Raw genomic sequence first — 24,515 nt, 5'->3', positions numbered from 1 at the left:
AAACAAACATGCATTAAGTCAGTTACTGCTTGATCTTTATCGTATATTGCTTATAAAAATCTTTACCGGAATACATTGTGCCAAGAGTAAATCCAGAAACAGTTACGCGATAATCACCTGATTTTTTCGGGATCCCAGATATGATGATGCGATGGTAATCTTTGTTTACTCCATCCTCTCCACCAAGACTATATTTTATGTCTTCCGGACTCCATGCTAACCCTGAGTCGATCGGGATTATACTCACCGATACGCTGGATTCATTAACAGCCCCACCTTTTATTTCAATGACATCTTGGTACTTGTGATTAACTTTTGCAACTTTAAGATCTTTTTTTTCTGGCAGGATTATTGGGCAAGTACAAGAGCAACCAGCCACAATAACAATCAAAACACAGATAAAATATTTCATTCAGTTTAGTGGTTTAAATACCACCCCCCCAAAAATGTGCTTGCGGACATATTCCAAATCTTTGTTTAACTTAATTTGATTTTTTACCGCCCCCCATGAGAATAATTTTAAATTAACGATTTCATCAGGCGGTGAGTTTTTTGTTATAGCTTTCCCATTAGCTTTTTTTAAAGCACCAGCCCAAACAACCCAATGATTTTTATAGGAAGTATCGTCAGAACCAAAATCAAACAGCATCCCAGCAGAAATTAGACAAACAACTTTAAATCCATTGTCAGCATATTCACTGAGCCGCACAACATCCTCAATACTACACCGACCCAAGCCAACATTGGTATAAATTTTTACATAGCCACTCTTTTCAAACCACTCGGTAATCTTTCCCCACATTGTAATCCCGGCGACTTCGTCGTCTATATCATCATAACTCATAATTGAGTTTTCAGAGTCTCTCAAACTGGCAAGTGTTATCCAGTCCAAACCTGAAATTCTCTCACTACCGCTAAAATAAAAACTGCCCTTTGGATGTTTACATCCATCGCCAGGCGTTATATCTAAAGTTCCTATCTTCGTTTTTCCTTGCATCCATAGATCTATTGCAGCTTGTTTATATACATCCGGCCTGTCCATTTGCAAGCAGTAAAAGAAGGAGGCTGGCCCACATAAACTTGTCCTTCCCTGATCAGGAAAACTACTGTAATTTATTCTTGATGAAACTTGATCTTCAAATTTACTTCTGTCAAATGGATCATCAGGACTACCTACAGGATACTCTTTTGCAATAAACGCTCTTTTCTGACAGGTAATCTGCACAGTATGTATATTATCCTCACCCTTATCATTAACCGGTTTTGTCTGCGTCTTTGTCTCAAAATAACAAACATTTTCACGCTTATTTTTAGAATATGCTTGCCCTGATGCCATTTCACCAAGTGTGTACATCTTTTTCGCAGGCGAGGAAAGCACAGAAAACAACTTACCTCCGTGCTTGCGATATAAGTTCATTTCCATTATGTAGATTACAGACAACCCATCCTCTGTGTCATTCGTTTCATGGGACTGAGTTTGATAATTTGATGTTACTGGTTGTTGCGCCACTGACAGTAGTATATGTTTTTTATTACTGGCATCAGTTCTGTAAACATTCAGATCGTAAAAAAGGTCGACTGCTGAAACATTCGATTCAATCTTTGTATAAATATTATATTTAGGCATTGATGGCCTCCGGTATCATATGCAGCAGAACATCCTGTACCTGTGCAGAAGTAAACAACGTCGTATACCCCTCGCCATCACTGACACCCTCTAATACCGAGCCATCAGCCAGAAAGGCCCTGTAAGGAGTATTCAGCATCGGCATCCCATTATCATCTGTACACAGGTAGCGAATATTATGGCTGCCGTCATTTATCGCATTAGCTAAAGGTGCAATGTCAGGCTTATGTTGTGCTTTTTCCCGCCTGACGTAATACCCGGCCCTTGTTCTGTACTCACCTGCCGTCGCTGATTCAATGCCACTGGCATTGAGCGTGATATAGCTTCCCCCGCCGTTGATCGTGACCCGTTTTTTCGCAATAATTTCGATACTGTCTTCCGTGCTGACAATGCTGATTTCCTTCCGGGCAAGCAGCGCCATCAGGTCATTCTGCGCCTGCATCTGTACCGGTCCCTGGTTCGCTATCAGCCTGATCCCAAGCTTTCGCACAAACACGCTCAGCGCACTGCCCACCCCGATGAACAGGTTTTTCACCACGCTGACATCTGCATTCTTTCCGGCCGTGGCAATCAGGTTATGCCCGGCTGAGACCTGCAGATGTTGTCCGCTGGTCAGCGCTATCCCCTCCGGCGCGCTGAGCAGCAGCACCGATTTTTTGAGGTCTGTCAGCTGCTGCTCCAGCAGGATAATTTGCGCCTGGAGATCGGCCGGGTTCGCGGTCGCCTTCTGCGCGTCACCGGAGATGGACATCATCTGCTCCCGGGCTTCGGCCAGATTACTGACCGCCGGCTCCATATCCAGCACCTGCCCCCGGGCCTGCGCCTGTCCGTCCGCGCTGATAAATATCCCTTTCTGTGCCCGGATGGCGCCCCGGCTGTCGGTTCTCAGCTCAAAGCCTTCGCCGCGCGGCTGCCTGTCGCTGTCCACCAGGTGCCCCAGATTCAGCTGGCTCTTGCCGCCATACTCCGTCGACACCTTGATATGCTCTTTCCCGCGCTCATCGTCGAGGCGGATTTTGTTGTTGGCCGGGGTGCGCAGAACGTTGCGTTTGTCATTGCGGATGGTGACGTGGTCGCCGTGCGCCGAGTCGTGCAGCACCCCCGCGATATACGGCCGGTCGGGGTTACCGTCCTCAAAGCCAATCGCCACCTCCGTCCCCGCCAGCAGCGGCAGGTGCAGACCGTAGGTGTCTCCGGCATACGGCCGCGACTGACGGACCCACAGGCTCTCGAACCCGGTTTCCCAGCGCGCCCGGTCAAACAGCATATTCACCCGGTAGCGCCCGTGTTTGTCGATATGCCCGCAGGTGTCGTTTTCCCGGGTGCTGGTCACGCGGGCCGGCAGCGTCCCGGCCATCACCGGACGCGCGCCGGGCTCAGGCCGGTAGCCGACATCCGGGCTGTCCGGTATGCCGGCAAACTCCACTGCAAAGTCGGCATCGCGCCGGGCGTGGCTGTGCATCGCCGTGACGAGCACGCCATCAGCAAACTCCCCGGCCACCTCCTCTCCGCCGGTGACCTTCAGCACCTGCCCCGGGCAGAGTGTCGGACAGCTGGTGGTGGCCTGCATCCGGGTCTGGCCGTTCAGATAACGCTCATGACGAAGACGGGCGTAAAACGCCCCGGACACCGGCGCCGGATGGCGGTCATGGGCATTGCCGGCGGTCAGGTAGTTATCTCCCCAGTGGTAAGCCTCCCCGAAGGTGGTGGTCTCCCCGCGGGTGACATCCACCTGCGCGTTCATGTCGGCCGTCGCCTCGCGGTAGTTGTAGTCGCGGGTACTGACCTGCTGCTCCACGACGCGGTGGCGGCATGCCATCTCCCACACCGCGTCCACCCCGGCCGACTGCTGCCCTGACGGCGGGACCGAAGGGAACGTCAGTCCCTTCTCATAGCCCTGCTGACTGTCGCAGAACTCAGCAACATCAATGTGCAGCCGCGTGTCGGCGGTAAAGCGAAACCAGATCCCCACCTCACCCAGCAGCCGGGTGATAAAGCGCAGGTCATCCTCGCCGTACTGCATCACCTGCTCGCGGCGCGGATACGTTTTTGTCAGTGAGAACAGAAAATCCTGACCGCGCAGGCCGTGGCGCTCGCGGAGGATTTTTTCCACAATCTGCGGAACGGACTGGTCCTGGTAAATGGCGTTCTGGTGCGAGCGGTTAAGCAGCGCCAGGCGCGGCTGGAGCGTCAGCGCATAGTGCGTTTCATCCCTGGAGGTACTGAGCCGTTCAAACCCCGTCACCACGCACTGGATCACCCGCACGGGTTGCTGAACATTGATGCCGAAGCCCTGTGCCACCGGCGCCTGCAGCGTCAGGGAGGCAGCCTTCATCAGCATCATCTCTTTGCTGATGGCATGGTCTGCGCTGGTGAATTCGATACGGTAGCGGAACGGCTGGCTCAGGGCTTCATCGCCCTCAAACGCCAGCACATCAAGCCCGGCTTCACATCCCTTCACCGAAAGCAGGTGGTGGTTGTGGCTGAACAACAACGATTTCACGCTACTCATCGGCGATTGCCCCCTCGTCAAACGCCATCACGACGCCTTCCTCTTCGTGATACCCCAGCGTCACCTGGCGCGGTTTCTGCCCCGCCGCCATATGGCTCAATAGCTGCTGACTCAGCGCCGGCAGGATCTGCTGATTCAGCAGACTGTCGACGTTGCGGGCGCCGGTGTCCGGTAGCAGGCAGGCCTCGGTCAGCACGTCGAACAGGCTCTCGCTGAGGGTGGTGGTGATTCCGTAATGGCAAGCCAGACGCTGACTCACCTGACCGAGCTTGATCCCGACAATGGCGCGCAGCGCAACCGCCGGCAGCGGACGGTAAATCACCGTCTGGAAGCGGGCCAGCAGCGCCGGCTGGAAGTGGCCGCGCAGCACCGGGCGCAGCAGCTCGTGCAGGTCTGATTCACTGGCCTCCGGCTGTTCATCCAGCAACTGCATCAGGAGGTCGCTTCCGAGGTTGGCGGTCATCAGGATCACGGTGTTGCGAAAGTCGATTTCACGCCCCTCGCCGTCGCGCATTACCCCCCGGTCGAAGACCTGGTAGAACAGGTTCATCACATCGCGATGGGCCTTCTCCACCTCATCGAGCAGCACCACGCTGTAGGGGCGTTTGCGCACCGCCTCGGTCAGGATCCCGCCCTGGCCGTAGCCGACGTAGCCCGGCGGAGAACCCTTCAGCTGGCTGACGGTGTGCGGCTCTTGGTACTCGGAGAGATTGATGGTGATCAGCGCTTTCTCGCCGCCGAACAGCGCATCGGCCAGGGCGAGCGCCGTTTCCGTTTTGCCGGTGCCGCTCGGCCCGACCAGCAGGAACACCCCCTGCGGACCGTTCTCCGGCGTCAGGCCGGTTTTCGCGGCGCGCAGGCGCCGGGCAATAGCGCTCAGGGCCGCCTCCTGGCCAACCACCCGTTTGCCGAGACTCTCTTCCAGACTCAGCAGCTCCGTCTGCTCATCTTTCATTAGCGAGGAGAGCGGCACGCCGGTCCAGTCGGCAATCACCGTCGCCACGGTGCGGACGTCGACGTCCAGCCCGAGCAGCGGATTGCCCTGCTGGACGGCAATAAGCGCGTTTTGCAGGTCGTTAATTTCCGCCTGGCGGGAGATATCGCGGCGACAGGCCAGCAGCGCCTCCGTCAGCTGCAGCTCCTGACCATACTGAGTTTCAAGGGTATCCAGCGCCAGAATAAGGCGGATCTCCTCCTGCTCAATGGCCGCCAGCCGTTCGCCGCGGGCGCTGTTGCCCAGCGCAATATCTTCCAGCAGCGCCTGTTTCTCCATCGCCAGCGCGGTGAGCTGTGCCTTCATGCGGGTCAGCGGCTCAGGCACGGTATCGAGACTCATACGCAGGCGGGCGGAAGCGGTGTCGAGTAAATCCACTGCCTTGTCCGGCAGCTGGCGGCCGGTGAGATAGCGTCGTGACAGCGTCACGGCGGCGCGCACCGCATCATCCGTGATATGCACGCCGTGGTGGTCGGCATAGCGGGACTTCAGGCCGCGCAGCATCAGGCAGGCGGTGTCGTCGTCCGGCTCATCCACCTTGACCATCTGAAAGCGGCGCTCCAGCGCGGCGTCGCGCTCGAAGTACTGCTTGTATTCAGACCAGGTGGTGGCGGCGATGGTCCGCAGCTCGCCCCGGGCCAGCGCCGGCTTCAGCAGGTTGGCGGCATCCGCGCCGCCCGCCTGATTACCCGCGCCGATGATCGTGTGCGCCTCGTCGATAAACAGCAGCACCGGCGAAGGCGACTGCTGTACCGCCTCAATGATATTTTTCAGCCGCTGCTCGAACTCGCCTTTGACCCCGGCGCCGGCCTGCAGCAGACCGAGGTCGAGGGTGCGCACCGACACCGGCTTCAGCGCGTCGGGGACGTTGCCTTCGGCAATGCGCAGCGCCAGGCCTTCCACCAGCGCGGTCTTGCCCACGCCCGGCTCACCGACGAGGATCGGGTTGTTTTTACGCCGACGGGAGAGAATATCCACCATCTGGCGGATTTCCGTGTCACGTCCGAACACCGGATCAATCTGGCCATCTCTGGCTTTGGCGGTGACGTCGAGAGTGAATTTGTCCAGCGCGTTCTGCAGCGCCGGGTTGAGCCCATCCGCATTCAGTTCACCGCTCGCAGGACGCCCCACAAATTCCACGTCCCCGCCATGGGGCTGCGCCAGGGCCGCTTCCTGCTGCGCTGGCGGACGTTCGTCGGACTGGGCATCCAGCAAGGGGCGCAGGCGTTCCAGCTGACGCTGGCCCAGCGTTAACAGCGGCCACAGGCCATCGCACTGGATCAGATTCTGTTTTTCAACCAGCGCCATCAACAGGTGAACACTGCGGATCTGCGTTTCGCCGCTGAGCGAGGCAATCAGCCAGGCCTCCTGCATCAGCCTCAGGGTATGGTCAGAGAGCTGGGGACGATGACGTACCGAGCGCGGCTGTTTATCCAGCCAGTTCAGCAGATCCTGCCACAGCGCATCCATATCCCATTCATAGCGCCGCGCCAGCACCGTCAGATCGCCTTCCCCCTGTTCCAGCAGCTTGAGCAGCCAGTGCTCGGGCAGGATCTCGGCATGCGCCCGGGTCTGGCACAGGGAGGCCGCCCCCTCCATTGCGCGGGCACAGCAGGGATTAAGACGGCGTAACAGGCTGGCTGGATTTTCCATGAGATCCTCTCTTATTGGTTCCGGACACGCTACCGCCCGTCGCTGTTCCCGAACAGGAACCCACAGCGCACAGGGTCAGGCAGGCAGATTGTGTTTTTCTTTGCTGAGAACCCGTATCTCAGGCGCTCAGCAAAAAACGGCGGGCAGAGAAACGCTGCCCGCATCAGGCGATCGCCCGCAATAAACCCCGGTCGCAGAGATAACAATGCGGCCGGGGTGAGCGAACGTCGCCTGCGCACCAGCGGCGCGAAATATGACGGGCAATTACGCGGTGGCGCGTTCGTTCCAGCTATCGGAGTGAATGATGTTGCCGTCTTTATAGGTCCAGGTGATCTTCTCGTAGCGCAGCTCAATCTGTTCCAGATGGTTGTGCTTCTCGTAGGCGGGGTCTTTGATGTCGTGCATCAGGGGATTCACTTTCACCACCTTGACGTTCTCAAGTTTGGTATTGAAATACTCCACTTCCTGGCCGGCATCGTTGATTCGGTACCACTTGAACTCAGCGGATTTCAGGGTCTGGCCGGTGGTCACCGCCTTGTACAGGTAGGGGCTGGAGGAGTCGATCTCCTTGGTGAACAGGAACGGCGTATGAATACGCGTTCCGGTCAGTTTGCCGGTGTTGTTATCGGTCGGGATGTACAGGTTATGCTCCTGGGCCACCACTTCGATACTGCCTTCACGATCCTGAACGTCGACAGACCCTTTAATGTCCGCGCCGCCATCGTCTTTCAGCCAAAGATAAACAGGAATTGCCATGGAATTACTCTCCATTGTGTAGTGAAGCGCCATCATCCTGGGATGACGCAGAGGGTTGGTCCGGTAACCGGCAGGCGTCTACCTGCGGCACCAGACTGATTTCGACACGACGGTTCAGCGCACGGCCCTCCGGCGTATCGTTTGTTGCAATTGGTCGGCTTTCGCCATAGCCCTGAACGGCAAAGCAGCTGTTCGGCACGTCGCCGGTATCGCGCATCCAGTCGCGGACCGATTCCGCGCGTTTCAGCGACAACAGCTGGTTGGCTTTTTCCTCACCCACGCTGTCGGTGTGGCCCGCCACCACGATCAGCCACCCGGGCCTGGCCTTAATGTCCACCAGCGAGTTGACCAGCCGCTTTGTCGAACCGGGCTTCAGTACCCATTTCCCGGTATCGAACAGCGACATGCTGTCAAGGCGGATGACGTTCGGCGCGACGCGCTGCACCGGCCTGGGCGGCGGTGGAGGCGGCACGTAACCGCGAATAGCCTCCAGCAACGGCAGGCGAATCTGCTCCCCGCGATACAAGCCCAGACTCAGGCGCAGCGGGACACCGTTACGCGCCCAGCTATCCAGCAGCGCGGCATCTTCACGCAGCACCCTGACAGCGCTGGCTTTTGGCCGATAATCATCCATCGCAATCCGCTCATAACGGGCAATATCGACGCCCACGCGCTGCAGCAGCTGTCGATTGTTCCAGCCACTGCTGAGCAGCGCGGCGACAGCCGCGAGGGTGAAAATCGCGAGCGCCGCACGCCAGGCCCTGCCCCGTGGCGTGAGTCCCCGTCCCGCCGGTAACTGCGGCAGGATGAATTCCGGCAACGCTGAAGCGTCTTCGGTGTCACTCTCGCCTGGCTGCCAGCCAGCTACCCGCGACAGACCGCTATGTCGGGATAACCACGTCGTCCAGGCCGACGACGCCAGACTTCCAGGCAGCGAGGGCCCGAGGCCCCACAGCACGGCCGCTGGGGTCAGAGGTGGCAGGGCGGTATTCTCTTCCGTCAACACGGCATGGACGTGCTGTTCAAACCAGCCCATCAGGCTATTCATCAGCACCTGCTGCTCCAGCGCGGCCGCCCCGCCGGCGCTTACCCAGGCCGGTACGGAACAGGGGGCGCAGGAGGGCTGCCAGACTTTCACCGCTTCACCCGGCATCGCCGCCTGCCAGAGCAGGATGGGGCTCATCGCGCTGCCCACCAGCCCCTGCAGCGCCAGTGGTACGGCATACCCCGTCTCCTGGCGCAGCTGGCTGAGTTGCCAGCGCAGGGCCAGCAGAACGCTGGTCAGCGCATCGCTTTGCGCGTGCCGCTGCGGGCAGACGCAGAGCAGCACTGACAGCTGAGGCCCCCATTCCGGCCGCTGGCTCAATACCTGGCGCGCGACCTGCTGCAGCTCCTCCGTCTTTTCCACGCGGATCCAGCAGCCCTGTTTGACGACCCGCACCGGTGACGCTTGCGGCCAGACACACGGCAGATCGCCGCAGACGAGGACCACCGGCTGGCGATAAGCGCCCTCCGGGAGATGGTCCAGGCTTGACGCAACGTTACGTCGGGTACGACGACTGGCGATGCGCCAGATCCCGATGATCAGGGCCAGCGTCACCAGTAGAATGAGCCACGCCCCCCAGCGGGGAACCGGCAAAAATAGCAGGCACACCAGCGCACTCAGCAGACTGGCCCACAGCGCCAGCCCACGCTGCTGCGCGGGGCTCATTTCACCGTCCCCGGTAACAGGGTCAGCAGCAGGTGATCGAGCCAGTGGTTCAGCCCCCACCACAGGACGAGTACCACCATCACGCTCAGGCCAATACGTACCGGCCAGGAGGCCAGCCAGCCGCTTATCCCCAGTCCGGCCCGACTCTCTACCAGTACGGGAGCGGTTGACGGGCACTGAAAAGGTGGGACATGCTCACTGAGCGCGTTGATCAGCTTCAGGCGCTCGGGATCGTTGAGGGAGCGAAAGCTGCCAACAAAACCCAGCAGCATCACCCGCTGAAAACAGGTGACCACGGCCAGGTCGGGCGCCGGTTCACGCAGCACATCACGCATCCGATCGCACAGCGTATCACCGGCATCCATGGTGCCGAGGAAGTACCCCTGCAGCGGAATGTCATACCACTGCAGGCAGGCCTCATCCTCCACGCCGCGCCCTTTCACGGCTTCATCGAGCAGCGCGCACTGGGCGGTGAGAATATGCTGACAGCTGGCGTCATCAAGCCCGCTCGCCTTCAGCTCATGTTGCACGCGCTCGACATCAGCAATACAGCGCTGCCATAGCGTGTACCCTTCCTCATCGCGGAACTGCGGGCCGTGGCGCAGGCTGATAACCTGCAGCCAGGTGTTCTGCAGCAGCGCATCAATATCAATGGACGCGGCGTTGCCGCGTTTAGGCTCATTCACGTTCGTAGTACCGCAAAAAGTTCAAGTTCAGGCTCACCGAGCATCCCCGGGACGTAAAACATACAGGTGCCGCTCTGCAGCATTTCCGTCGCCAGAGGGTGGGACACATCGAGGCTGAAATACTGATTTTCCAGACGCAGCGGGATCGCCGCCGGCACATGACGCAATGGCGTCAGGGGCACCCCTGTCCGCGAGGAGTTGACGATGGCTTTGACATGATCCGGGCTACCCACTTTGCACTGTCGCGGAAACTGCTCCTGCAGCCGGGCGACCGGTACCGACGAACGAACCGACAGATAGTAATCAGCCCCTTCCCGCAGCCGGGCATCGTGCAGACGCGCCTGCCAGAAGTGCAGCCGGGCATCATGCTCCAGCGCAATCGCCACCACCCGCGACGGCAGGCTCGCCTCCAGCAGGTCGCTCAGTAAATCAAACAGCGGCGGAAAAACCGCGTTCAGCTGATCATGTTGATAGATCGGGACGGCATTCGCCTGATGGGTGAGCGAAAAGGTCAGCAGGCTGCCAGCCAGGCGCGCCAGCTCCGGATAGAGGCGTTCCGGCGGGCTCTGTTGGTCACGCAGAAAGTACCCCAGCACCGGCTCGGCGCTGTTCAGCGCATTCAGCAACCAGAACAGAGAGACATCGGCCACGGCAAAATCAGCCATCCGTTCATTGCTCTCGCGACGCATGGCCATCAGGCGCGTCAGACGAGCCCGAAGCTGAGTAAGCAGCTGTTCAAGCTGCGTCGCCAGCCAGCGGCTGCCCTGGATCTGCAGCAGCGGCGGGAGAAACGTCTCGTCGATAAGCCAGGCCCCCTGCGAGTCCCGCTGCAGGCGAACAAGCGGACAGGTCAGGTAATCGCTGTTGTCCTGATGGGCGAAGCGGAGGGTCAGCTCCGGCTGCATGACGGCAATCTGCCGGGTATCATCCCCGAACTGGTTGCGGACATCACGCCAGCGCTGCCGGAAGCGCACCGGCCTTTCGGCCACCTCCTCCGGCTTCAGACAGTTGCCGCCATTCGCCTGCATCAGGGGCAGCGCCAGCACGATCACCGCCTCGTCGTCCACCCTGTCCAGTGACAGCGCGGACGGCAGCGCATCGGCATTGTCCGTATCAATCATCGTGCCATCCTGGAACCGGACCTGCAGCCTGTGAGCCTGCAGGCGGCCCAGTTTGAGCATCTCTGGTTCGAAGGTCGCCTCCATCACTCCCCAGGGGTGATTAAGACCTATCCGGGCAATCACTTCCGCAGTCCAGGCTGCATACGCAGCCTGCTGTTGAAAATGCTGGGGCGACACCATAATGCCCCGGCCCCACAACGGACGTTCCGTTTTAATCATCGTCCGGACCTACGCCTTCGCCTTTGGCATCTGGCTAACCAGCGACAGATTGACGTCCATCCCCTCGACCTGGAAGTGCGGCACCGCGTACAGCTTCACGCGGAAGAAGCCCGGGTTATCCTCAATATCTTCCACCACCACACTGGCATCGCGCAGCGGATGGGAGGCCTGCAGCTCGTCGCCAGGGTCGGTCATTTCGGTCACCAGGCTCCGCACCCAGGTGTTCAGCTCCAGCTCCAGCAGTCGCCGGTCCTTGGTGGTGCCGATATTCTCGCGCTGGATCATCTTCAGGTAGTGCGCGATGCGCGACAGCAGGAAGATATAAGGCAGACGCGCGTTGATGCGGCTGTTGGCGGTGGCGTCGGCGGTATCGTACAGCGCCGGTTTCTGCGCGGAGTTGGCCGAGAAGAAGCAGGCGTAATCGCGATTTTTGTAGTACGACAGCGGGATAAAGCCCAGGCTGGCAAACTCAAACTCCCGCGTTTCCGGGATCATCACCTCGGAAGGGATCTTCACCTGGTTGCCGGTGCCGAGATCGTACAGATGGATGGGCAGATCTTTCACCGCGCCGCCGGCCTGCGGACCGCGGATCTGCACGCACCAGCCGTTATTGACAAAGCTCTTCACCATATTGGAAGCGAAGGAGAACGCCGCGCTGGTCCACAGATACTTTTCGTGATCCGGGCCCTTCACCTGCTCGACATAGTTGAAGCTGCGCACCGGCACGGTGTCCGGACCGTACGGCAGACGACCCAGCACGCGCGGCATCACCAGGCCGATGTAGCGGGCGTCGTCGGTTTCACGAAACGCCTTCCAGCGAATATATTCCGCGCGATCGAAGTAGTTGCCGATATCCTTAATGGCAGCCACCTCTTCCATGGTCTCTTTCAGGAAAAAGGCCGGACCGACGGCGCCGATAAACGGCATATGGGCGGCAGCAGAGACGCGGGAGATATTGCGCAGCAGCGCCACATCCTGCGGGCTGGCATCGAACTCATAGGCCGAGATCACCGAGCCGATCGGCTCGCCGCCGGGAGTGTCATACTCCGCGGTATAGGTGTGCCAGTAGAGTCCGCTCTGGATAAGCTCCGGCGCGTCCTCAAAGTCCTGGCGCAGATCGTCTTTGGCGACGTCAAGGATCTCCGTTTTGACGTTCTGGCGATAGTCGGTGTTGTCCACCAGCTGTTTGAGGCCACGCCACAGGGATTCGACCTGCTGAAACTCCTGATGGTGCATCACCGCGTCCAGCTGACGGCTTATCTGGAAATCCAGTTCGGCGATATGGTGGTCAATCAGCGTTTTGTCGAGCTTTTCCACCCGCTGACCGGACTGTCGGATGCGCTCCATAAACACCTGCATCGCCGCGGTGAGACGTTCTGCCGCCGGTGCCTCGGAGAGCGCGGCATCGTCCAGAAAATCGTTGATATCCCCGAGGCGAGACGCCGGGGCGAGATTAATTTTTTCAAACAGCGAGGCGTAAACGCCCTCGCCCGCCCTATTTTCCTGCAACGTGGTTTGCCCCTGAACAGGGGCGTTTTCTGTGGTAACAGACATTAGCATTTTCCCGGTTAATCCATTAACAGACTTGCCCCGCCATTATTTCGGGGCAAGCGCACTCATTTCGTCGCGTAATTCCTGGGACAGCGCCGGATCTTTCAGGATTGCCTCAAGCTCTTTTCTGAAAGTGGCGTTATCAAGCAGATTGGATTTGAGATCGCGTAATAAATTACGCATCGCCAGCATGGCGCGGAGTTGCGGTATTTGCCGGGCAACCTGCTCCGGTTCAAAATCTTTGATATCGGTAAAACGCAGTCTGACGTTCTCCTCTTCGCCGTTACCGGCCAGCGTATTCGGCACAGAGAGATTCACCTCTGGGCTAAATTCCGAAAGTACGCTGTTAAAGTTATTTTTATTGACGTTGATCTTTTCTCTTTCCGATAAAGGCCGGTTTTCCTTACCATGACTAAAATCGCCAATGGTAAGCAGCTTCAGCGGTAGCTCGACCTTCTTTTGCGCGCCGCCGGTATGAAGAGATAATTTGAGATTAATGCGCGCCCTGGGGACTTCATTCTGGAACGTATCAGCCATAGTAGTTCCTTTCCTTGAGGAATAATTGTTGAAGAATTGACGGTAAAAAACCTGAGGATGATAAAGCAAAAATAGATTATCGATCAACTTAACAAGAATATTTATTGAATATACTCACAAGGTGAATGAATTTATTTTCCTTGGCACTCAACGTGAATATTTAATAACTCAATACAAAGCCCGTAAATAATAATCACAATAAATCCCGCGCAAATTTAAAATAAAAGAATAAACATAGCGGAAGTACCACCTGGGATAAAATCATCCAGATATCAACGCAATTAACCCCTGCTGGCGGGTAAAAATTATTCCTTACCGATCTGCATGCACCAGACGTGACGAGGAATGGCCTGCGGAACCCGCGGTATTTTCCACCGCAGACAGCCGTCTGTAGCTGAAAAAGGCTATTTTTCCGGGTGACTGACCACACGGCGATGTCGGCAAAAGTTGTCGTTACCAGAAAAAACATGACCCTGATAGCAAGATGCACACGCTACCGTCTTCGGCATCCTGAGGGGGTCGCATTCTGCGGATCGCCAGGCTATATCTAAGACACCTTTCTCCCACAACGAGTAAAAATGATGAGCAAGAAGATCCTGATGCTGGTCGGCGATTATGCCGAAGATTACGAAACGATGGTCCCTTTCCAGGCACTGCAGATGATTGGCCACCAGGTCGATGCCGTCTGCCCGGATAAAGCCGCTGGCGACTATGTCATGACCGCAGTCCATGACTTTGACGGCGCCCAGACCTACAGCGAAAAACCGGGGCACCGCTTCACCCTGAACGCCGACTTTGCCGCAGCGAAGGCCGAGGACTACGACGCGCTAGTGATCCCCGGCGGCCGGGCGCCAGAGTATCTGCGCCTGAACGAGGAGGTTATTAAACTGGTCCAGGCATTCGACGCCGCGCGTAAACCTATCGCCGCCGTCTGCCACGGCCCGCAACTGCTGGCCGCCGCCGGTATTCTGCAGGGCCGCACCTGCAGCGCCTATCCCGCCTGCGCTCCAGAAGTGCGCCTGAGCGGCGGGCACTATGCGGATATTGGTATCGACCAGGCGCACGTGGACGGCAATCTGGTTACCGCCCCCGCCTGGCCGGCACACCCGCAGTGGCTGGCGAAATTTGCCGCCCTGCTGGCGGAATAACGGCCTGTAGAGAAAGCGTTTTCTCTGACGAAGGGAATTGGCCATCGCCGCGCTGGTGCTCTCCTGCCCACCGGCACGGCGGTGTTTGATCAGCCGTTCCCGCAGCAGCTTAACCTGACTCAACTCCGCATGACATTGACCGGGCAATATCCCGCGATTTAGATCCGCATTCCCCCGGAAACTTCAATTCGCTGGGCATTAACCCAGCGATGATCGTCAGATAGCAGCGAGGCGATCATCGGCCCGATATCCTCTGGCAGACCAGGCCGCCCCAGCGCCGTCATCCCGGCGACAGCCTGGGCGACCTGCGGGTTATCCCGCACCACCCCGCCGCTGAAATCGGTGGCGATGGCGCCGGGCGCCACGCAGTTCACCGCAATTCCGCGACTGCCCAGCTCAAACGCCATATAGCGGGTCAGGGTTTCCACCGCGGACTTCATGATCGCATAGGGCGCCCGGTTCGCCATCACGATACGGGTGAGGCCGGACGAAACATTCACTATCCGTCCGCCGTCTGCCAGCAGCGGCAATAGTTTTTGGCTGAGGAAAAAAACGCCCTTCACGTGGATACGATACAGCGCATCGAATTCCGCTTCCGTAGCGTTAAGAAAACCCATGCCGCTGGCGTTGCCGGCGTTATTGACCAGATAATCAAATTTATCGGCACCCAGCTCCGCCAGCGCGCCCTGAAAAACGCTAACAAATGCGTCAAAGGTGTCGATGTCGCCGGCGCTGAAGGGCAGCGCGATCGCCCGCGCGCCCAAGTCTGTAACCCGCGCGACCACCTCGTTCGCCTCGGCAAAATGCGCGTTATAGGTCAATACCACGTTCACGCCGCGCTGAGCCAGCGCTTCAACGGTCGCGCGCCCCAGGCCGCGGCTGCCGCCTGTCACCAGGGCAATTTTTGCGCTATTGTTCATGTTTCCCCCTTTTATCTCTGCTGAAAACATGAGCGATTATAGGCTTCTGCATGCCGACGATAAGACCGCGTTGCGCGACAGGATTGTTTTGCCAGCTGGAACAATGTCATGGATAAACTGGATACCCTGACCCTGTTCGTGCGCATCGTCGAACGCGGCTCATTCAGCGCCGCCGCCGCGGACCTCGGTCTTTCCCGGCCGGTGGCGACCGCGGCTATTCAGGCGCTGGAGGCCAGCCTCGGGGCACGGCTGCTGCAGCGCACCACCCGGCACGTGCAGCCCACGGCAGAGGGCACGCTGTATTATCAGCGCTGCGTGTCCATTCTGGCGGCCCTTGAGGAGGCCAACCGCAGCGCCGGGGGGAGCATTGCCGGTATGATCCGCGTGGACGTGGCGGGCAATCTGGCGCGAACCCTGCTGCTGCCCGCGCTGCCGCAGTTTCTCGCCCGCTATCCCGCCATTACGCTGCAGATCGGCGAAAGCGAACGCGACGTCGATCTGGTTCGCGAAGGGGTCGACTGCGTTATTCGCGGCGGCCATCTCCCCGACAGCGAGATGATTTGCCGGCCGCTTGCCAGGCTGCAGGAGATCACCTGCGCCAGCCCGGCCTACCTCGCCCGGTATGGTACCCCGGAAACCATCGACGGACTGACAGGCCACGTGATGATCGGGTTTGTTTCAACGCGTACCCACCGGACCCTGCCGCTGAGCTTTACCCTGGAGGGCAGGCAGACGGAGGTCAGTTTGCCCTGTCGGCTGCTGACCTCCGATGCCGACGTCGGCGCCGAAGCGGCAAGGCTTGGCTTTGGCCTGTATCAGGCCCCCTTGCCCCGCCTTGAGGCCGATCTGGCGTCGGGCGCGTTAACGGAAGTGCTGGCCGATTTTCGCCCTGCGCCGCTGCCGCTCTCCCTGCTCTATCCCAGTAATCGGCAGCTCTCTGCCCGGGTTCAGGTGTTTATCGACTGGGTTACCGCGCTGATGAAGGCACCCCTGACACAGCAGGCATCCGGAAGGCTAAAATAATATTTGCTATTATTCGCGGCACGTGCGTTAATCGTTGTGTCGATTTACCAGACGAAAAGTTATTATCTGAGTACGAGTTCTCATCTCCAGGCGTTATCCCTGATACCACCTTCCTTTGAGCAGTCCCGTTAGTATTTTGCTTTTTCTGTAAACAGGCTCTGTCAGACCCCTGCTGGCTCGTTAATAAAGCCCTCCGTCTGATCCAATACCCGGCTTACCACTAACTAAAATCAGCCGCGTTAATTTCCCTGAAAACGACCATTGTCTTTTCAACAGAACATTACCCATACAAGGTTTACATTATGATCGAACATATCCATTTTAGATGCCCATGCTGCCATGGCTCCCAGTACAGAACGTCCCAGTTTGACGTGACTGAAAAAAATCCCTTTGGTGCGAAATGCATTTTCTGCAAATCGGCGATGATGACATTTGATGCTATCCGCCCTCATCATCTGGGTGCGTTGTCCACCGCGCACGCGCAACAATAAGAATGCGCAGGAAAAGAGTGCCCGTTATCCGCCTGGGGATAACGTCTTTTTTTCAATCGCAGTTTTTGTCGGTTGAATAATTAACGCCGGGATCAGGCAACGCTTTTATCAGGGTGGTGATATTCTTCCCTGCATTCATTTCAACGTTAAAATAGTCCACCGCGCGCAAAATAAGTCGCAAGCCTCTACCACTTTCCGCTAACGGATCGACATCGAAGCGCTCATCGCTACGCGCCAGCGCCAGGCGCTCGGCGGGAAAGGTTTCCCCCGCGTCGGTAAAGCGCAGCATCACCCGTCGGTCCGCGACCCTAAATTCCACACCAAAACGACTTTCCCGATCCTCATGCAGCGCATAACGAATAATATTCGTTGCCGTTTCACAGGCAGCGAGATCGAGCGCGAAACGCCACTCGTCCGCAACAGGCAGCGGCGCCATTCGCTGGGCAAGCCACTCCGCCAGCGGTGAAAGCGAGGTGAGTTCAGCAGGAAACATCATGATGTTATTCACGGGCACGTCACTCATTTGGCTGTGCAATTTTGCTGAAATCAACAATCAGATCGGTACGAGCTTCACCTGTCTCACTGGCGATTGCCGCTTTAAAGGCCACCGCGACGGAAGTATCCAGCCGACGCACGGCCGGCGTCAGGATCGTGACCGCGGCCTGCCGTTCGGTATCAATTTTCATCACTGTCCCCTGTACGTTCAATAATCAAGAGTGAAACATCATCAGCCATTGCCTGCGGCTCCCGGTCATCACCATTGCGCCAGCAAGTAAGATGCTCGGCAAACTGCGCCAGCAGCGTGGGTAGCGAAAGCGTTACGCCATCCTGCAGACGGCGCTGCAGGCGCGCTTCGCCAAACTGTTCACCGTTACGGTTTTCACATTCGGTGATACCGTCGCTGAACAAGCACAGCCGCTCACCCGCCGCCAGCGAGAAGCTAACATCTGACCACGTGAGATTGGACATCAACCCCACCGGCGCCCCACCGCTGCCGACCGAGCGCACACCTCCATCCACAGTGACGACAAACGGTGTGGGATGCCCGGCCTGACACAGTTTCCCCTCGCCGGTTGCCAGGTCAATGACGCCATAGATGAGGGTGAAATAGCTGACGATCTCTGCCTCGTCGCTACAAAAACGACCATTCAGGATCTGCACTACCTCGGCAGGTGATGCCGGCTGGTTATCAGCAGAGAAAAGAAAAAGTTCAACCGCCCTGCCATGCAGAAACTGGCGGGCGACGGCGAGCGACATCATCGCCGCCCCCACACCGTGGCCGGAGACATCCACACAGTAAAATCCGAGATGATCCCCCAGCGTGAAAACATTAAAAATATCCCCCGACACCCAGGCCGACGGCAGGAATATCCAGTCGGAGAAAAAACCCTGATGGCGCAGCTGATGGGCCGGGAGAACCGACTGCTGGATGCGCGCCGCCAGCTCCAGATCTTGTTCAATCTGATGCAGTGCTTCGCTTAGCCGCGTATTGCGCGCGGCGAGGTCGGCTTCAAGGGAGAGGATCCGCGCCCCGGCGTGCAGTCGCGCCCGCAGTTCACTCTGCTCCACCGGCTTACTGAGAAAATCATCGGCACCGGCCTCAAACCCCAGCGTCAGATCGCCTGGATTTTCGCGGGCAGTGAGCAATATCAGATAAACATAGTGACCAAACTGGCGGCGGCGCACTTCCCGGCACAGCGTCAGGCCATTCATCTCCGGCATTTCCCAGTCGCTAATCACCAGGCTGACGGGCTGGTTCTCCAGGATCGTCAGCGCAGCGACGCCGTTTTCCGCCTCGCTGACGATATAACCCCACTGCATCAACATTCGACTCAACAGCCGACGATAAACCAGTGAATCTTCAACAATCAGGACGTGCTGCACCGACATTGCGCCTCCTAAATCGGCAGGAACCAGATAAGGCTGACCGTGCCTTCACGAAACTTGCCGCTGTACGCTATCAGTTTAGTCAGTAGCGGGTTGGCTTGCTCATCAGCAATGGGGTTGTCAACCAGGCTATACTCCAACCTGACGGCAACGCCAATCGACTTTAGCGACAAACCGGCGATAAATGGCTGGTCAGCAAAAGTATCGTGTGGCTGATGCTGGATAAAGACGGGTGAGCGGCGGCCCGCTTTACCGCAGAATGGCAACGAGGAAATCCTGTAAGGGGAAAACACATGCATGGCCAGCGCGTGTCGCCTGCGGATCCTAACCCGCCCGGCCGCTGCCGGGCGAACGGGTCATGAGGAACGCACCATGAAGTTTTATCGCGATCTTTTTGAAGCCAGCCTGAATCGCGTCGTACCGGAGCACGATAAAAAGCGCTTTTTCCAGGCCTTCTACAGCACCTTTATCCATATGTCGCCCGAGACGGAGCAGCACTTCTCACGACGCCCGGGCGAGGAAGGCCAGCAGATGATCTTTAAAAGCTTTTTCGCCATGCTGGCGGTCAACGGCGACCTCTTCGTACCCGATTTTCTGGAACGGCTGGCGCGCGAGCAGAGCGAGGAAGGCCTGCGCCTGCCGCCGCGTTTTTTTGCGCTGTGGCGGGAAGCCATGCTCAAAACCGTCCGCGCCAGCGATCCGCTGTGCGATGAAGAGATCCTCACTGCATGGGCGATGGCCATCGCCCCTGGTCTTGAGTATCTACGCCGCCAGGCGGAGCTCCACTATCAGACCGCAGGTCAGTAATCATGTGCGCCGCTAACCGTGTCGACCTCAACGTCCTGCCCTCGGCGGTGATGATCTACGATGAGCGCGAACGACTGCAGGCCTGGAATGATAAGGTGGCGCAGTTTTATCCTGCGATCGCGCCCTGGCTCGCCGTCGGCGCCCCCCTGGAGAGCCTGGCGGAGAAGTTCATTGATGCCGGGTATAACATCGACCCTGGTCGGCAACAGACGCTACGCGAGACGATTATCCGCAACTGCCGCCAGACGAACCACTGCGAGGTCCGCCAGTCGGGCAACCGCCGGATTTACGTTCAGCATCAGCGGCTGGCAGATGGTGGAATTGTCAGTCTGCATACCGACATCACCGAGCTTGACGAGGCCCGACGCGCACGTCACCAGCTTCATGACGATTTTTTATTCACTGCGGAGTCGATCCAGATCGGTATCTGGGACTGGCAGGTCTCCCACGACAACCTGCAGGTGAATGACACCCTGCTGGCGATGGTCGGCCAGTCGCGGGCACAGTGGCGCTATCCGCTGCGTTTTATGCTCAATCTGGTCCACGAGGACGATCGCGCTACCCTGCAGCAGGCGATGATCGCCTCGCAAAACGAGCATATGCCGGTTTTTGAATGTGAACTTCGCGTCCAGCACCCGACGCAAGGCTGGCGCTGGATGCTGCTCTCCGGGCAGATCGTCACCCTCAATATGCAGCAGCAGGCAGAGCGGGTGATCGGGACGTTGCAGGATATTACCCGGCGCAAAGCCGCAGAGCTGCTGGCCATTGAGGCGGCGAAGGAGGCCCGCGAGGCGAACGAAGCGAAAAGCGCCTTCCTCGCCAATATGAGCCACGAAATCCGCACCCCGATGAACGGCATTCTCGGCATGACCCAGCTGTGCCTCGATACGCCGCTGACCGCGGAGCAGCGGGAGTACCTTTCGCTGGTGATGAGCTCAGCCCAGTCGCTGCTGCACATTATTAACGACATTCTTGATTTCTCACGCATTGAGTCGGGCAAGATGCAGGTGGACGAAGAGCCGCTGGAGATCCGCCCCTTTATCCAGTCGCTGATCCGCCCGCATATGCCTGCCGCCAGCGAAAAGGGCATTGAGCTGCTGGTGGACATCTCACCTGCAGTACCGGAGGTGCTGATCGTCGATGGCCCCCGGCTGCGGCAAATCCTGACTAACCTGTTGGGTAATGCGCTGAAGTTCACACATCAGGGGGAGGTTCTGCTGGCGATTGCGCCGGCCGACGACGAAAGCCGCTGGCGCTTTCGCATACGCGATACCGGCATCGGCATCGCCCCGGAGAAGCAAAAGGCGATCTTCGAGGCCTTCAGCCAGGCCGATAGCTCCACCACCCGCCGCTACGGCGGCACCGGGCTGGGGTTAACCATTTCGGCCCGCCTGGTCAGCCTGATGGGCGGCGAGCTGACGGTGGAGAGCCAGCCCGGGGCGGGCAGCGAATTTGCCTTCACCCTGCCGCTGGAAGGCCTGCACGCCGCCGCCTCCGGTAGCGCCCCGCCGGGACGCTTCAACAACCAGCGGGTGCTGGTGGTTGACGACAACAGCACCAACCTGCGCCTGCTCGACACCATGCTTCGCCAGATGGGACTGATACCGACCTGCGTGGACAACGCTGGTGAGGCGCTACGCCGGGCCGCCGAAGGGCCGCCCTGGCCACTGATCCTGCTGGACGCGCAGATGCCGGATATGGACGGCGTATCGCTGGCGCTGGAACTCTCCGCCCTGCCCGAGGCCAGTCAAAGCCAGATCATTATGCTCAGCTCCATGAGCCGCCATTTTGACGCCAATATGCTCAAGCGCATCGGTATCGCCCACTATCTGCATAAACCGGTGGCGCAGCGCGAACTGCATCAGGTTATCGCCGGGATTCTGGTCCCCACGCCAGTAGCGACAACAGCGCCAGCCCCCGTTGCGGGACCGGTCAGGGACCAGACCGGGCTGCATATCCTGCTGGCCGAAGATAACCTGGTGAATCAAAAGGTCGCCAGACGACTGCTGGAACAGCTTGGCCACCGCTGCGAAGTGGTGAATAACGGCCGGGAGGCGCTGGAGCGCTGGCGCGCCGCCTGCTGGGATCTCCTGCTGATCGATCTGCAAATGCCAGAGATGGACGGCGAAACCGCCATCCGCCTGCTGCGCGAAGAGACTCAAGCGCGGGGCCGGGAGCACCAGCCCGCGATTGCGATGACCGCCCACGCCATGCAGGGCGATAGAGAGCGCTGTCTGGCGATGGGCTTCGACGATTATATCGCCAAACCGGTGAGCCAGGAGGCGCTGAGGGAAGCCATCGCCCGCGTCGGCGCAGCGGAAGATAGCGGTCCGGAGGAAGAGGAAGGCCTGCCGGATGAGGCCCGTCTGCTAAAACAGTGCGCCGACGATCCTGAGCTGGTCGAGGAGTTGCTGGGACTCTTCGCTGAAGGGCTTGACGCCGCAACGGCGGCCCTTACCCACGCCATTGACGCCAATGACCGGGAGACGCTGCGCCGAACCGCCCACAAGCTGCGCGGCGAGGCGGTCACCCTCGGCTTTCAACGCCTTGCCGGGGTGCTCCAGCAGTTGGAGAGCCAGGCGACGTCGCCCGACCGGACCGTGCCAGATGACCTGCGCGACGCGCTGGCCGAGGCAACCACAGGCTGCCACCGGTGGCTACATCGCAGAGCGCAGGCGGCTTCACGCTAAGCCGCGATCAGTCGTGGATTTTCACCCCCAGACAGCCGCGAACAAATTCAGGGTTAAAGTGTTTCACCGCTTCGCCAACGTAACCTAAATCCAGGGCGCCGATCTGCGCCATTTCGCTCGCGGTGAGCGAGAAATCCCAGATGGCAAAGTTCTCTTCAATACGCTCCTGGCGGGTGGATTTAGGGATCACCGTGACGCCACGCTGCACGTTCCAGCGCAGGATAACCTGCGCAATGGTTTTTTGATGGGTATCGGCAATCCCCTGCAGCATTTCATCTTCATACGGGTGATGTCTGCCGCCGCCTAACGGCGCCCAGGCTTCAGGCTGAACGTGATAATGCTTCATGGTTTCCAGCGCCGCAGGCTGCGCGAAATAAGGATGCAGTTCAACCTGGTTCACCATCGGCATGATTCTGACGGTTTCGCAGAAGTTAGCTAACACATGGGGGTAGAAATTGGAGACGCCAATCGCTTTCAGCTTCCCGGCTTCATACGCGTCTTCCAGCGCGCGCCAGGCGCTGAAATAATCGCCCATCGCCTGATGCAACAGATAAAGATCGAAGTATTCCAGCCCGGATTTTTTTAAGGACGCGGCAATCCCGGCTTTCGCCATCCCGGTGTTGTCCATGTCCTGAATCCACAGTTTGGAGGTAATAAATAGCGCCTCACGGGTACACAAACCTTCGGCGATGGCTTCGCGAACGGCCTCCCCCACCGCATCTTCATTATCATAGACGGCAGCGGTATCGATAAGGCGGTAGCCGGTACGAATGGCGTTCAGCACCGACTGCTTACACTCTGCTTTATCGGTCACCTTAAAAACGCCAAAGCCCAGCATCGGCATTTTTAGGTTGTTACTTAATACGGAATATTCCACGGTGAAGCTCCCCTCTTGTTAAAACACCATGGTAAGACAGGAACGCGGTCACGATTAGCCTGTCATTCCTGATTTGACTTATGCATTCAATTCATTAATCGCAGTGCGCTGAGATGATCTGATTTTGACAGAGAGCAGAAAAGTCACCCCTGCCGCGCCCAGCAGTAACAGACCACTCAGTGCAAAAGTGCTGTGCCATCCCAGACTATCAAACACCAGGCCGCCTGCCGTTGACCCGAGGGCAATCGATAGCTGGATCACGGCAACCATTAGACCACCGCCCGCCTCCGCCTCCTCGGGCAGCGTCCGCGCAATCCATGTCCACCAGCCGGTGGGCGCCGCCGTCGCCAGCAGGCTCCACAGGCTTAACAGTACGGTGACGGCACCGGTATGGTGCCCGGCCAGCAAAAGCGCTCCGACAATCGCAGCCATAACCAAAGGGATAGCCACCAGCGTCGGATAAAACCGGGCGTGCAGAACGGTCGAAATGGGCAGCGTGCCGACAAAACCAGCGACGCCAATCGCCAGTAATATCAGTGGCAGACCAGAAGAACTGACCCGGGTCACCGTCTCCAGAAACGGTCGCACATAGGTAAATAAGGTAAACTGCCCCATAAAGAACAGCCCGCAGGCCAGCAATCCCAGGGATAGCGTAGAAAGACGGAACAGACGCAGCACCGATCCCTGCCGCTGTGGTGCGCGCGGACTTTTCATCGACGGCAGGCTAACGCATTGCCAGACGAAGGCCAGCACCGCCAGCGGGACAAGACATAAAAAGGCGCCGCGCCAGCCGACGGTGGCCCCCAGGTAGCTGCCCAGCGGCGCTGCCACGACCGTGGCCAATGCGTTACCACCGTTAAAAATGGCCAGCGCGCGGGGAACCTGGCGTTGCGGCACCAGCCGAATGGCCGTTGCTGCCGACAATGACCAGAATCCGCCGATGACGATCCCGATGAGCGCCCTGCCCAGCATATAAACCGGAAAACTGGACGCCTGGGCAATCATCAATCCTGAGGCCGCCATCAACGCCGTGAGCCCCAGCAACAGCCATTTACGGTCCAGCGACCCGGTAAGACGGGAAATCGTCAGGCTGGTCAGTACCGCCAGCGCGCCAGAAAGCGCGATCCCCTGGCCTGCTAATCCCTCGGTAATGTGTAAATCACCCGCGATGGGTGTCAACAGACTGACCGGCATAAACTCTGAGGCAATGAGCACAAATACGCAGAGCGTCATCGCCAGGACGCCGCTCCAGTATGCGCGGGTATTATGTAATCCAGACATTATTTATCTCCGACAAAACAAAGC

At 58.4% G+C, this 24,515-nt stretch carries 22 protein-coding genes; 5 read left to right on the top strand and 17 right to left on the bottom strand.

What is annotated here, in order from left to right:
* Positions 1 to 22 precede the first annotated feature (22 nt).
* From CWM58_RS28050 to tssB, 10 genes are all read right to left on the bottom strand, one after another.
* Positions 23 to 412, bottom strand: coding sequence for a hypothetical protein (locus tag CWM58_RS28050; protein ID WP_133122405.1), 390 nt, complete (start codon positions 410 to 412; stop codon positions 23 to 25).
* Positions 413 to 1,627 carry a hypothetical protein gene (locus CWM58_RS01645; protein WP_100680052.1) on the bottom strand — a complete coding sequence of 405 codons (1,215 nt, stop codon included), beginning with the start codon at positions 1,625 to 1,627 and terminating at the stop codon, positions 413 to 415.
* The gene (locus CWM58_RS01640; RefSeq protein WP_165785706.1) at positions 1,620 to 4,130 is read right to left on the bottom strand and encodes a type VI secretion system Vgr family protein; all 2,511 of its coding nucleotides are present in this window, start codon (positions 4,128 to 4,130) and stop codon (positions 1,620 to 1,622) included. Before CWM58_RS01640 ends, CWM58_RS01645 begins: the two co-directional genes overlap by 8 nt.
* A gap of 1 nt (position 4,131) precedes the next feature.
* Entirely contained in the window at positions 4,132 to 6,786 is a 2,655-nt protein-coding gene (gene tssH, locus CWM58_RS01635) for a type VI secretion system ATPase TssH (RefSeq protein WP_100680050.1), read from the bottom strand.
* Between the two features lie 264 nt (positions 6,787 to 7,050).
* A complete protein-coding gene (gene hcp / locus CWM58_RS01630) occupies positions 7,051 to 7,542 on the bottom strand; it encodes a type VI secretion system effector Hcp (protein WP_023340018.1) in 492 nt (163 codons plus the stop codon).
* 4 nt (positions 7,543 to 7,546) lie between these two features.
* The gene (locus CWM58_RS01625) at positions 7,547 to 9,253 is read right to left on the bottom strand and encodes an OmpA family protein (protein WP_100680049.1); all 1,707 of its coding nucleotides are present in this window, start codon (positions 9,251 to 9,253) and stop codon (positions 7,547 to 7,549) included.
* Positions 9,250 to 9,939, bottom strand: a complete 690-nt coding sequence (gene tssL, locus CWM58_RS01620) for a type VI secretion system protein TssL, short form (protein WP_100680048.1) — start codon at positions 9,937 to 9,939, stop codon at positions 9,250 to 9,252. Before tssL ends, CWM58_RS01625 begins: the two co-directional genes overlap by 4 nt.
* Positions 9,936 to 11,279, bottom strand: a complete 1,344-nt coding sequence (gene tssK / locus CWM58_RS01615) for a type VI secretion system baseplate subunit TssK (protein ID WP_165785669.1) — start codon at positions 11,277 to 11,279, stop codon at positions 9,936 to 9,938. Before tssK ends, tssL begins: the two co-directional genes overlap by 4 nt.
* Positions 11,280 to 11,288: 9 nt before the next feature.
* Positions 11,289 to 12,833, bottom strand: a complete 1,545-nt coding sequence (gene tssC, locus CWM58_RS01610) for a type VI secretion system contractile sheath large subunit (protein WP_022615501.1) — start codon at positions 12,831 to 12,833, stop codon at positions 11,289 to 11,291.
* Between the two features lie 42 nt (positions 12,834 to 12,875).
* Entirely contained in the window at positions 12,876 to 13,367 is a 492-nt protein-coding gene (gene tssB, locus CWM58_RS01605) for a type VI secretion system contractile sheath small subunit (protein WP_004176434.1), read from the bottom strand.
* Between the two features lie 581 nt (positions 13,368 to 13,948).
* On the opposite strand from tssB, the gene CWM58_RS01600 reads away from it, so the two are divergent.
* Positions 13,949 to 14,515: a DJ-1/PfpI family protein gene (locus CWM58_RS01600; protein WP_100680560.1), complete on the top strand. Its 567-nt coding sequence runs from the start codon at positions 13,949 to 13,951 to the stop codon at positions 14,513 to 14,515.
* A 158-nt stretch (positions 14,516 to 14,673) separates the two neighbouring features.
* Here CWM58_RS01600 and CWM58_RS01595 read toward each other — a convergent pair whose 3' ends face one another.
* Positions 14,674 to 15,435, bottom strand: coding sequence for an SDR family NAD(P)-dependent oxidoreductase (locus CWM58_RS01595; protein WP_100680047.1), 762 nt, complete (start codon positions 15,433 to 15,435; stop codon positions 14,674 to 14,676).
* Positions 15,436 to 15,543: 108 nt separating this feature from the next.
* Between CWM58_RS01595 and CWM58_RS01590 the strand changes: the two genes are divergently transcribed.
* Both CWM58_RS01590 and CWM58_RS01585 read left to right on the top strand, forming a co-directional pair.
* Positions 15,544 to 16,458: a LysR family transcriptional regulator gene (locus tag CWM58_RS01590; protein WP_061154850.1), complete on the top strand. Its 915-nt coding sequence runs from the start codon at positions 15,544 to 15,546 to the stop codon at positions 16,456 to 16,458.
* Positions 16,459 to 16,760: 302 nt separating this feature from the next.
* Complete coding sequence (locus CWM58_RS01585) at positions 16,761 to 16,949, top strand: cold-shock protein (protein ID WP_071839087.1); 189 nt, start codon at positions 16,761 to 16,763, stop codon at positions 16,947 to 16,949.
* A gap of 52 nt (positions 16,950 to 17,001) precedes the next feature.
* Here the strand turns inward: CWM58_RS01585 and CWM58_RS01580 are convergent, their stop codons facing one another.
* The 4 genes from CWM58_RS01580 to CWM58_RS01565 are packed head-to-tail and all read right to left on the bottom strand — an operon-like array spanning position 17,002 to position 19,102.
* Positions 17,002 to 17,472 (bottom strand): ATP-binding protein, encoded by a 471-nt coding sequence (locus CWM58_RS01580; protein ID WP_100680046.1) that lies wholly within the window; start codon positions 17,470 to 17,472, stop codon positions 17,002 to 17,004.
* The gene (locus CWM58_RS01575; RefSeq protein WP_227520691.1) at positions 17,465 to 17,635 is read right to left on the bottom strand and encodes a hypothetical protein; all 171 of its coding nucleotides are present in this window, start codon (positions 17,633 to 17,635) and stop codon (positions 17,465 to 17,467) included. Before CWM58_RS01575 ends, CWM58_RS01580 begins: the two co-directional genes overlap by 8 nt.
* A complete protein-coding gene (locus CWM58_RS01570; RefSeq protein WP_100680045.1) occupies positions 17,625 to 18,839 on the bottom strand; it encodes a PP2C family protein-serine/threonine phosphatase in 1,215 nt (404 codons plus the stop codon). The genes CWM58_RS01575 and CWM58_RS01570 overlap by 11 nt, the downstream gene beginning before the upstream one ends.
* Positions 18,840 to 18,847: 8 nt before the next feature.
* Positions 18,848 to 19,102 (bottom strand): hypothetical protein, encoded by a 255-nt coding sequence (locus tag CWM58_RS01565; RefSeq protein ID WP_100680044.1) that lies wholly within the window; start codon positions 19,100 to 19,102, stop codon positions 18,848 to 18,850.
* Between the two features lie 106 nt (positions 19,103 to 19,208).
* Between CWM58_RS01565 and CWM58_RS01560 the strand changes: the two genes are divergently transcribed.
* The gene (locus tag CWM58_RS01560) at positions 19,209 to 19,643 is read left to right on the top strand and encodes a globin (RefSeq protein WP_025714185.1); all 435 of its coding nucleotides are present in this window, start codon (positions 19,209 to 19,211) and stop codon (positions 19,641 to 19,643) included.
* Positions 19,644 to 19,645: 2 nt separating this feature from the next.
* Complete coding sequence (locus CWM58_RS01555) at positions 19,646 to 22,333, top strand: response regulator (protein ID WP_100680043.1); 2,688 nt, start codon at positions 19,646 to 19,648, stop codon at positions 22,331 to 22,333.
* 7 nt (positions 22,334 to 22,340) lie between these two features.
* Here the strand turns inward: CWM58_RS01555 and CWM58_RS01550 are convergent, their stop codons facing one another.
* Together CWM58_RS01550 and CWM58_RS01545 are read right to left on the bottom strand one after the other, a co-directional pair.
* Entirely contained in the window at positions 22,341 to 23,210 is an 870-nt protein-coding gene (locus tag CWM58_RS01550) for an aldo/keto reductase (RefSeq protein WP_100680042.1), read from the bottom strand.
* Between the two features lie 78 nt (positions 23,211 to 23,288).
* Positions 23,289 to 24,491, bottom strand: a complete 1,203-nt coding sequence (locus CWM58_RS01545; protein WP_100680041.1) for an MFS transporter — start codon at positions 24,489 to 24,491, stop codon at positions 23,289 to 23,291.
* Between the last annotated feature and the right edge of the window lie 24 nt (positions 24,492 to 24,515).

This window comes from Klebsiella sp. H-Nf2, assembly GCF_002806645.1.
GTDB classification, from domain to species: domain Bacteria; phylum Pseudomonadota; class Gammaproteobacteria; order Enterobacterales; family Enterobacteriaceae; genus Klebsiella; species Klebsiella variicola.
This window is presented reverse-complemented; position numbering and strand designations above follow the sequence as displayed.

Bases quoted from the DNA above. Each gene is read 5' to 3' on its own strand.
- CWM58_RS28050 (WP_133122405.1), bottom strand. From the start codon at position 412: ATGAAATATTTTATCTGTGTTTTGATTGTTATTGTGGCTGGTTGCTCT.
- CWM58_RS01645 (WP_100680052.1), bottom strand. From the start codon at position 1,627: ATGCCTAAATATAATATTTATACAAAGATTGAATCGAATGTTTCAGCA.
- tssH (WP_100680050.1), bottom strand. From the start codon at position 6,786: ATGGAAAATCCAGCCAGCCTGTTACGCCGTCTTAATCCCTGCTGTGCC.
- hcp (WP_023340018.1), bottom strand. From the start codon at position 7,542: ATGGCAATTCCTGTTTATCTTTGGCTGAAAGACGATGGCGGCGCGGAC.
- CWM58_RS01625 (WP_100680049.1), bottom strand. From the start codon at position 9,253: ATGAGCCCCGCGCAGCAGCGTGGGCTGGCGCTGTGGGCCAGTCTGCTG.
- tssK (WP_165785669.1), bottom strand. From the start codon at position 11,279: ATGATTAAAACGGAACGTCCGTTGTGGGGCCGGGGCATTATGGTGTCG.
- tssC (WP_022615501.1), bottom strand. From the start codon at position 12,833: ATGTCTGTTACCACAGAAAACGCCCCTGTTCAGGGGCAAACCACGTTG.
- tssB (WP_004176434.1), bottom strand. From the start codon at position 13,367: ATGGCTGATACGTTCCAGAATGAAGTCCCCAGGGCGCGCATTAATCTC.
- CWM58_RS01600 (WP_100680560.1), top strand. From the start codon at position 13,949: ATGAGCAAGAAGATCCTGATGCTGGTCGGCGATTATGCCGAAGATTAC.
- CWM58_RS01595 (WP_100680047.1), bottom strand. From the start codon at position 15,435: ATGAACAATAGCGCAAAAATTGCCCTGGTGACAGGCGGCAGCCGCGGC.
- CWM58_RS01590 (WP_061154850.1), top strand. From the start codon at position 15,544: ATGGATAAACTGGATACCCTGACCCTGTTCGTGCGCATCGTCGAACGC.
- CWM58_RS01585 (WP_071839087.1), top strand. From the start codon at position 16,761: ATGATCGAACATATCCATTTTAGATGCCCATGCTGCCATGGCTCCCAG.
- CWM58_RS01580 (WP_100680046.1), bottom strand. From the start codon at position 17,472: ATGAGTGACGTGCCCGTGAATAACATCATGATGTTTCCTGCTGAACTC.
- CWM58_RS01575 (WP_227520691.1), bottom strand. From the start codon at position 17,635: ATGAAAATTGATACCGAACGGCAGGCCGCGGTCACGATCCTGACGCCG.
- CWM58_RS01570 (WP_100680045.1), bottom strand. From the start codon at position 18,839: ATGTCGGTGCAGCACGTCCTGATTGTTGAAGATTCACTGGTTTATCGT.
- CWM58_RS01560 (WP_025714185.1), top strand. From the start codon at position 19,209: ATGAAGTTTTATCGCGATCTTTTTGAAGCCAGCCTGAATCGCGTCGTA.
- CWM58_RS01555 (WP_100680043.1), top strand. From the start codon at position 19,646: ATGTGCGCCGCTAACCGTGTCGACCTCAACGTCCTGCCCTCGGCGGTG.
- CWM58_RS01545 (WP_100680041.1), bottom strand. From the start codon at position 24,491: ATGTCTGGATTACATAATACCCGCGCATACTGGAGCGGCGTCCTGGCG.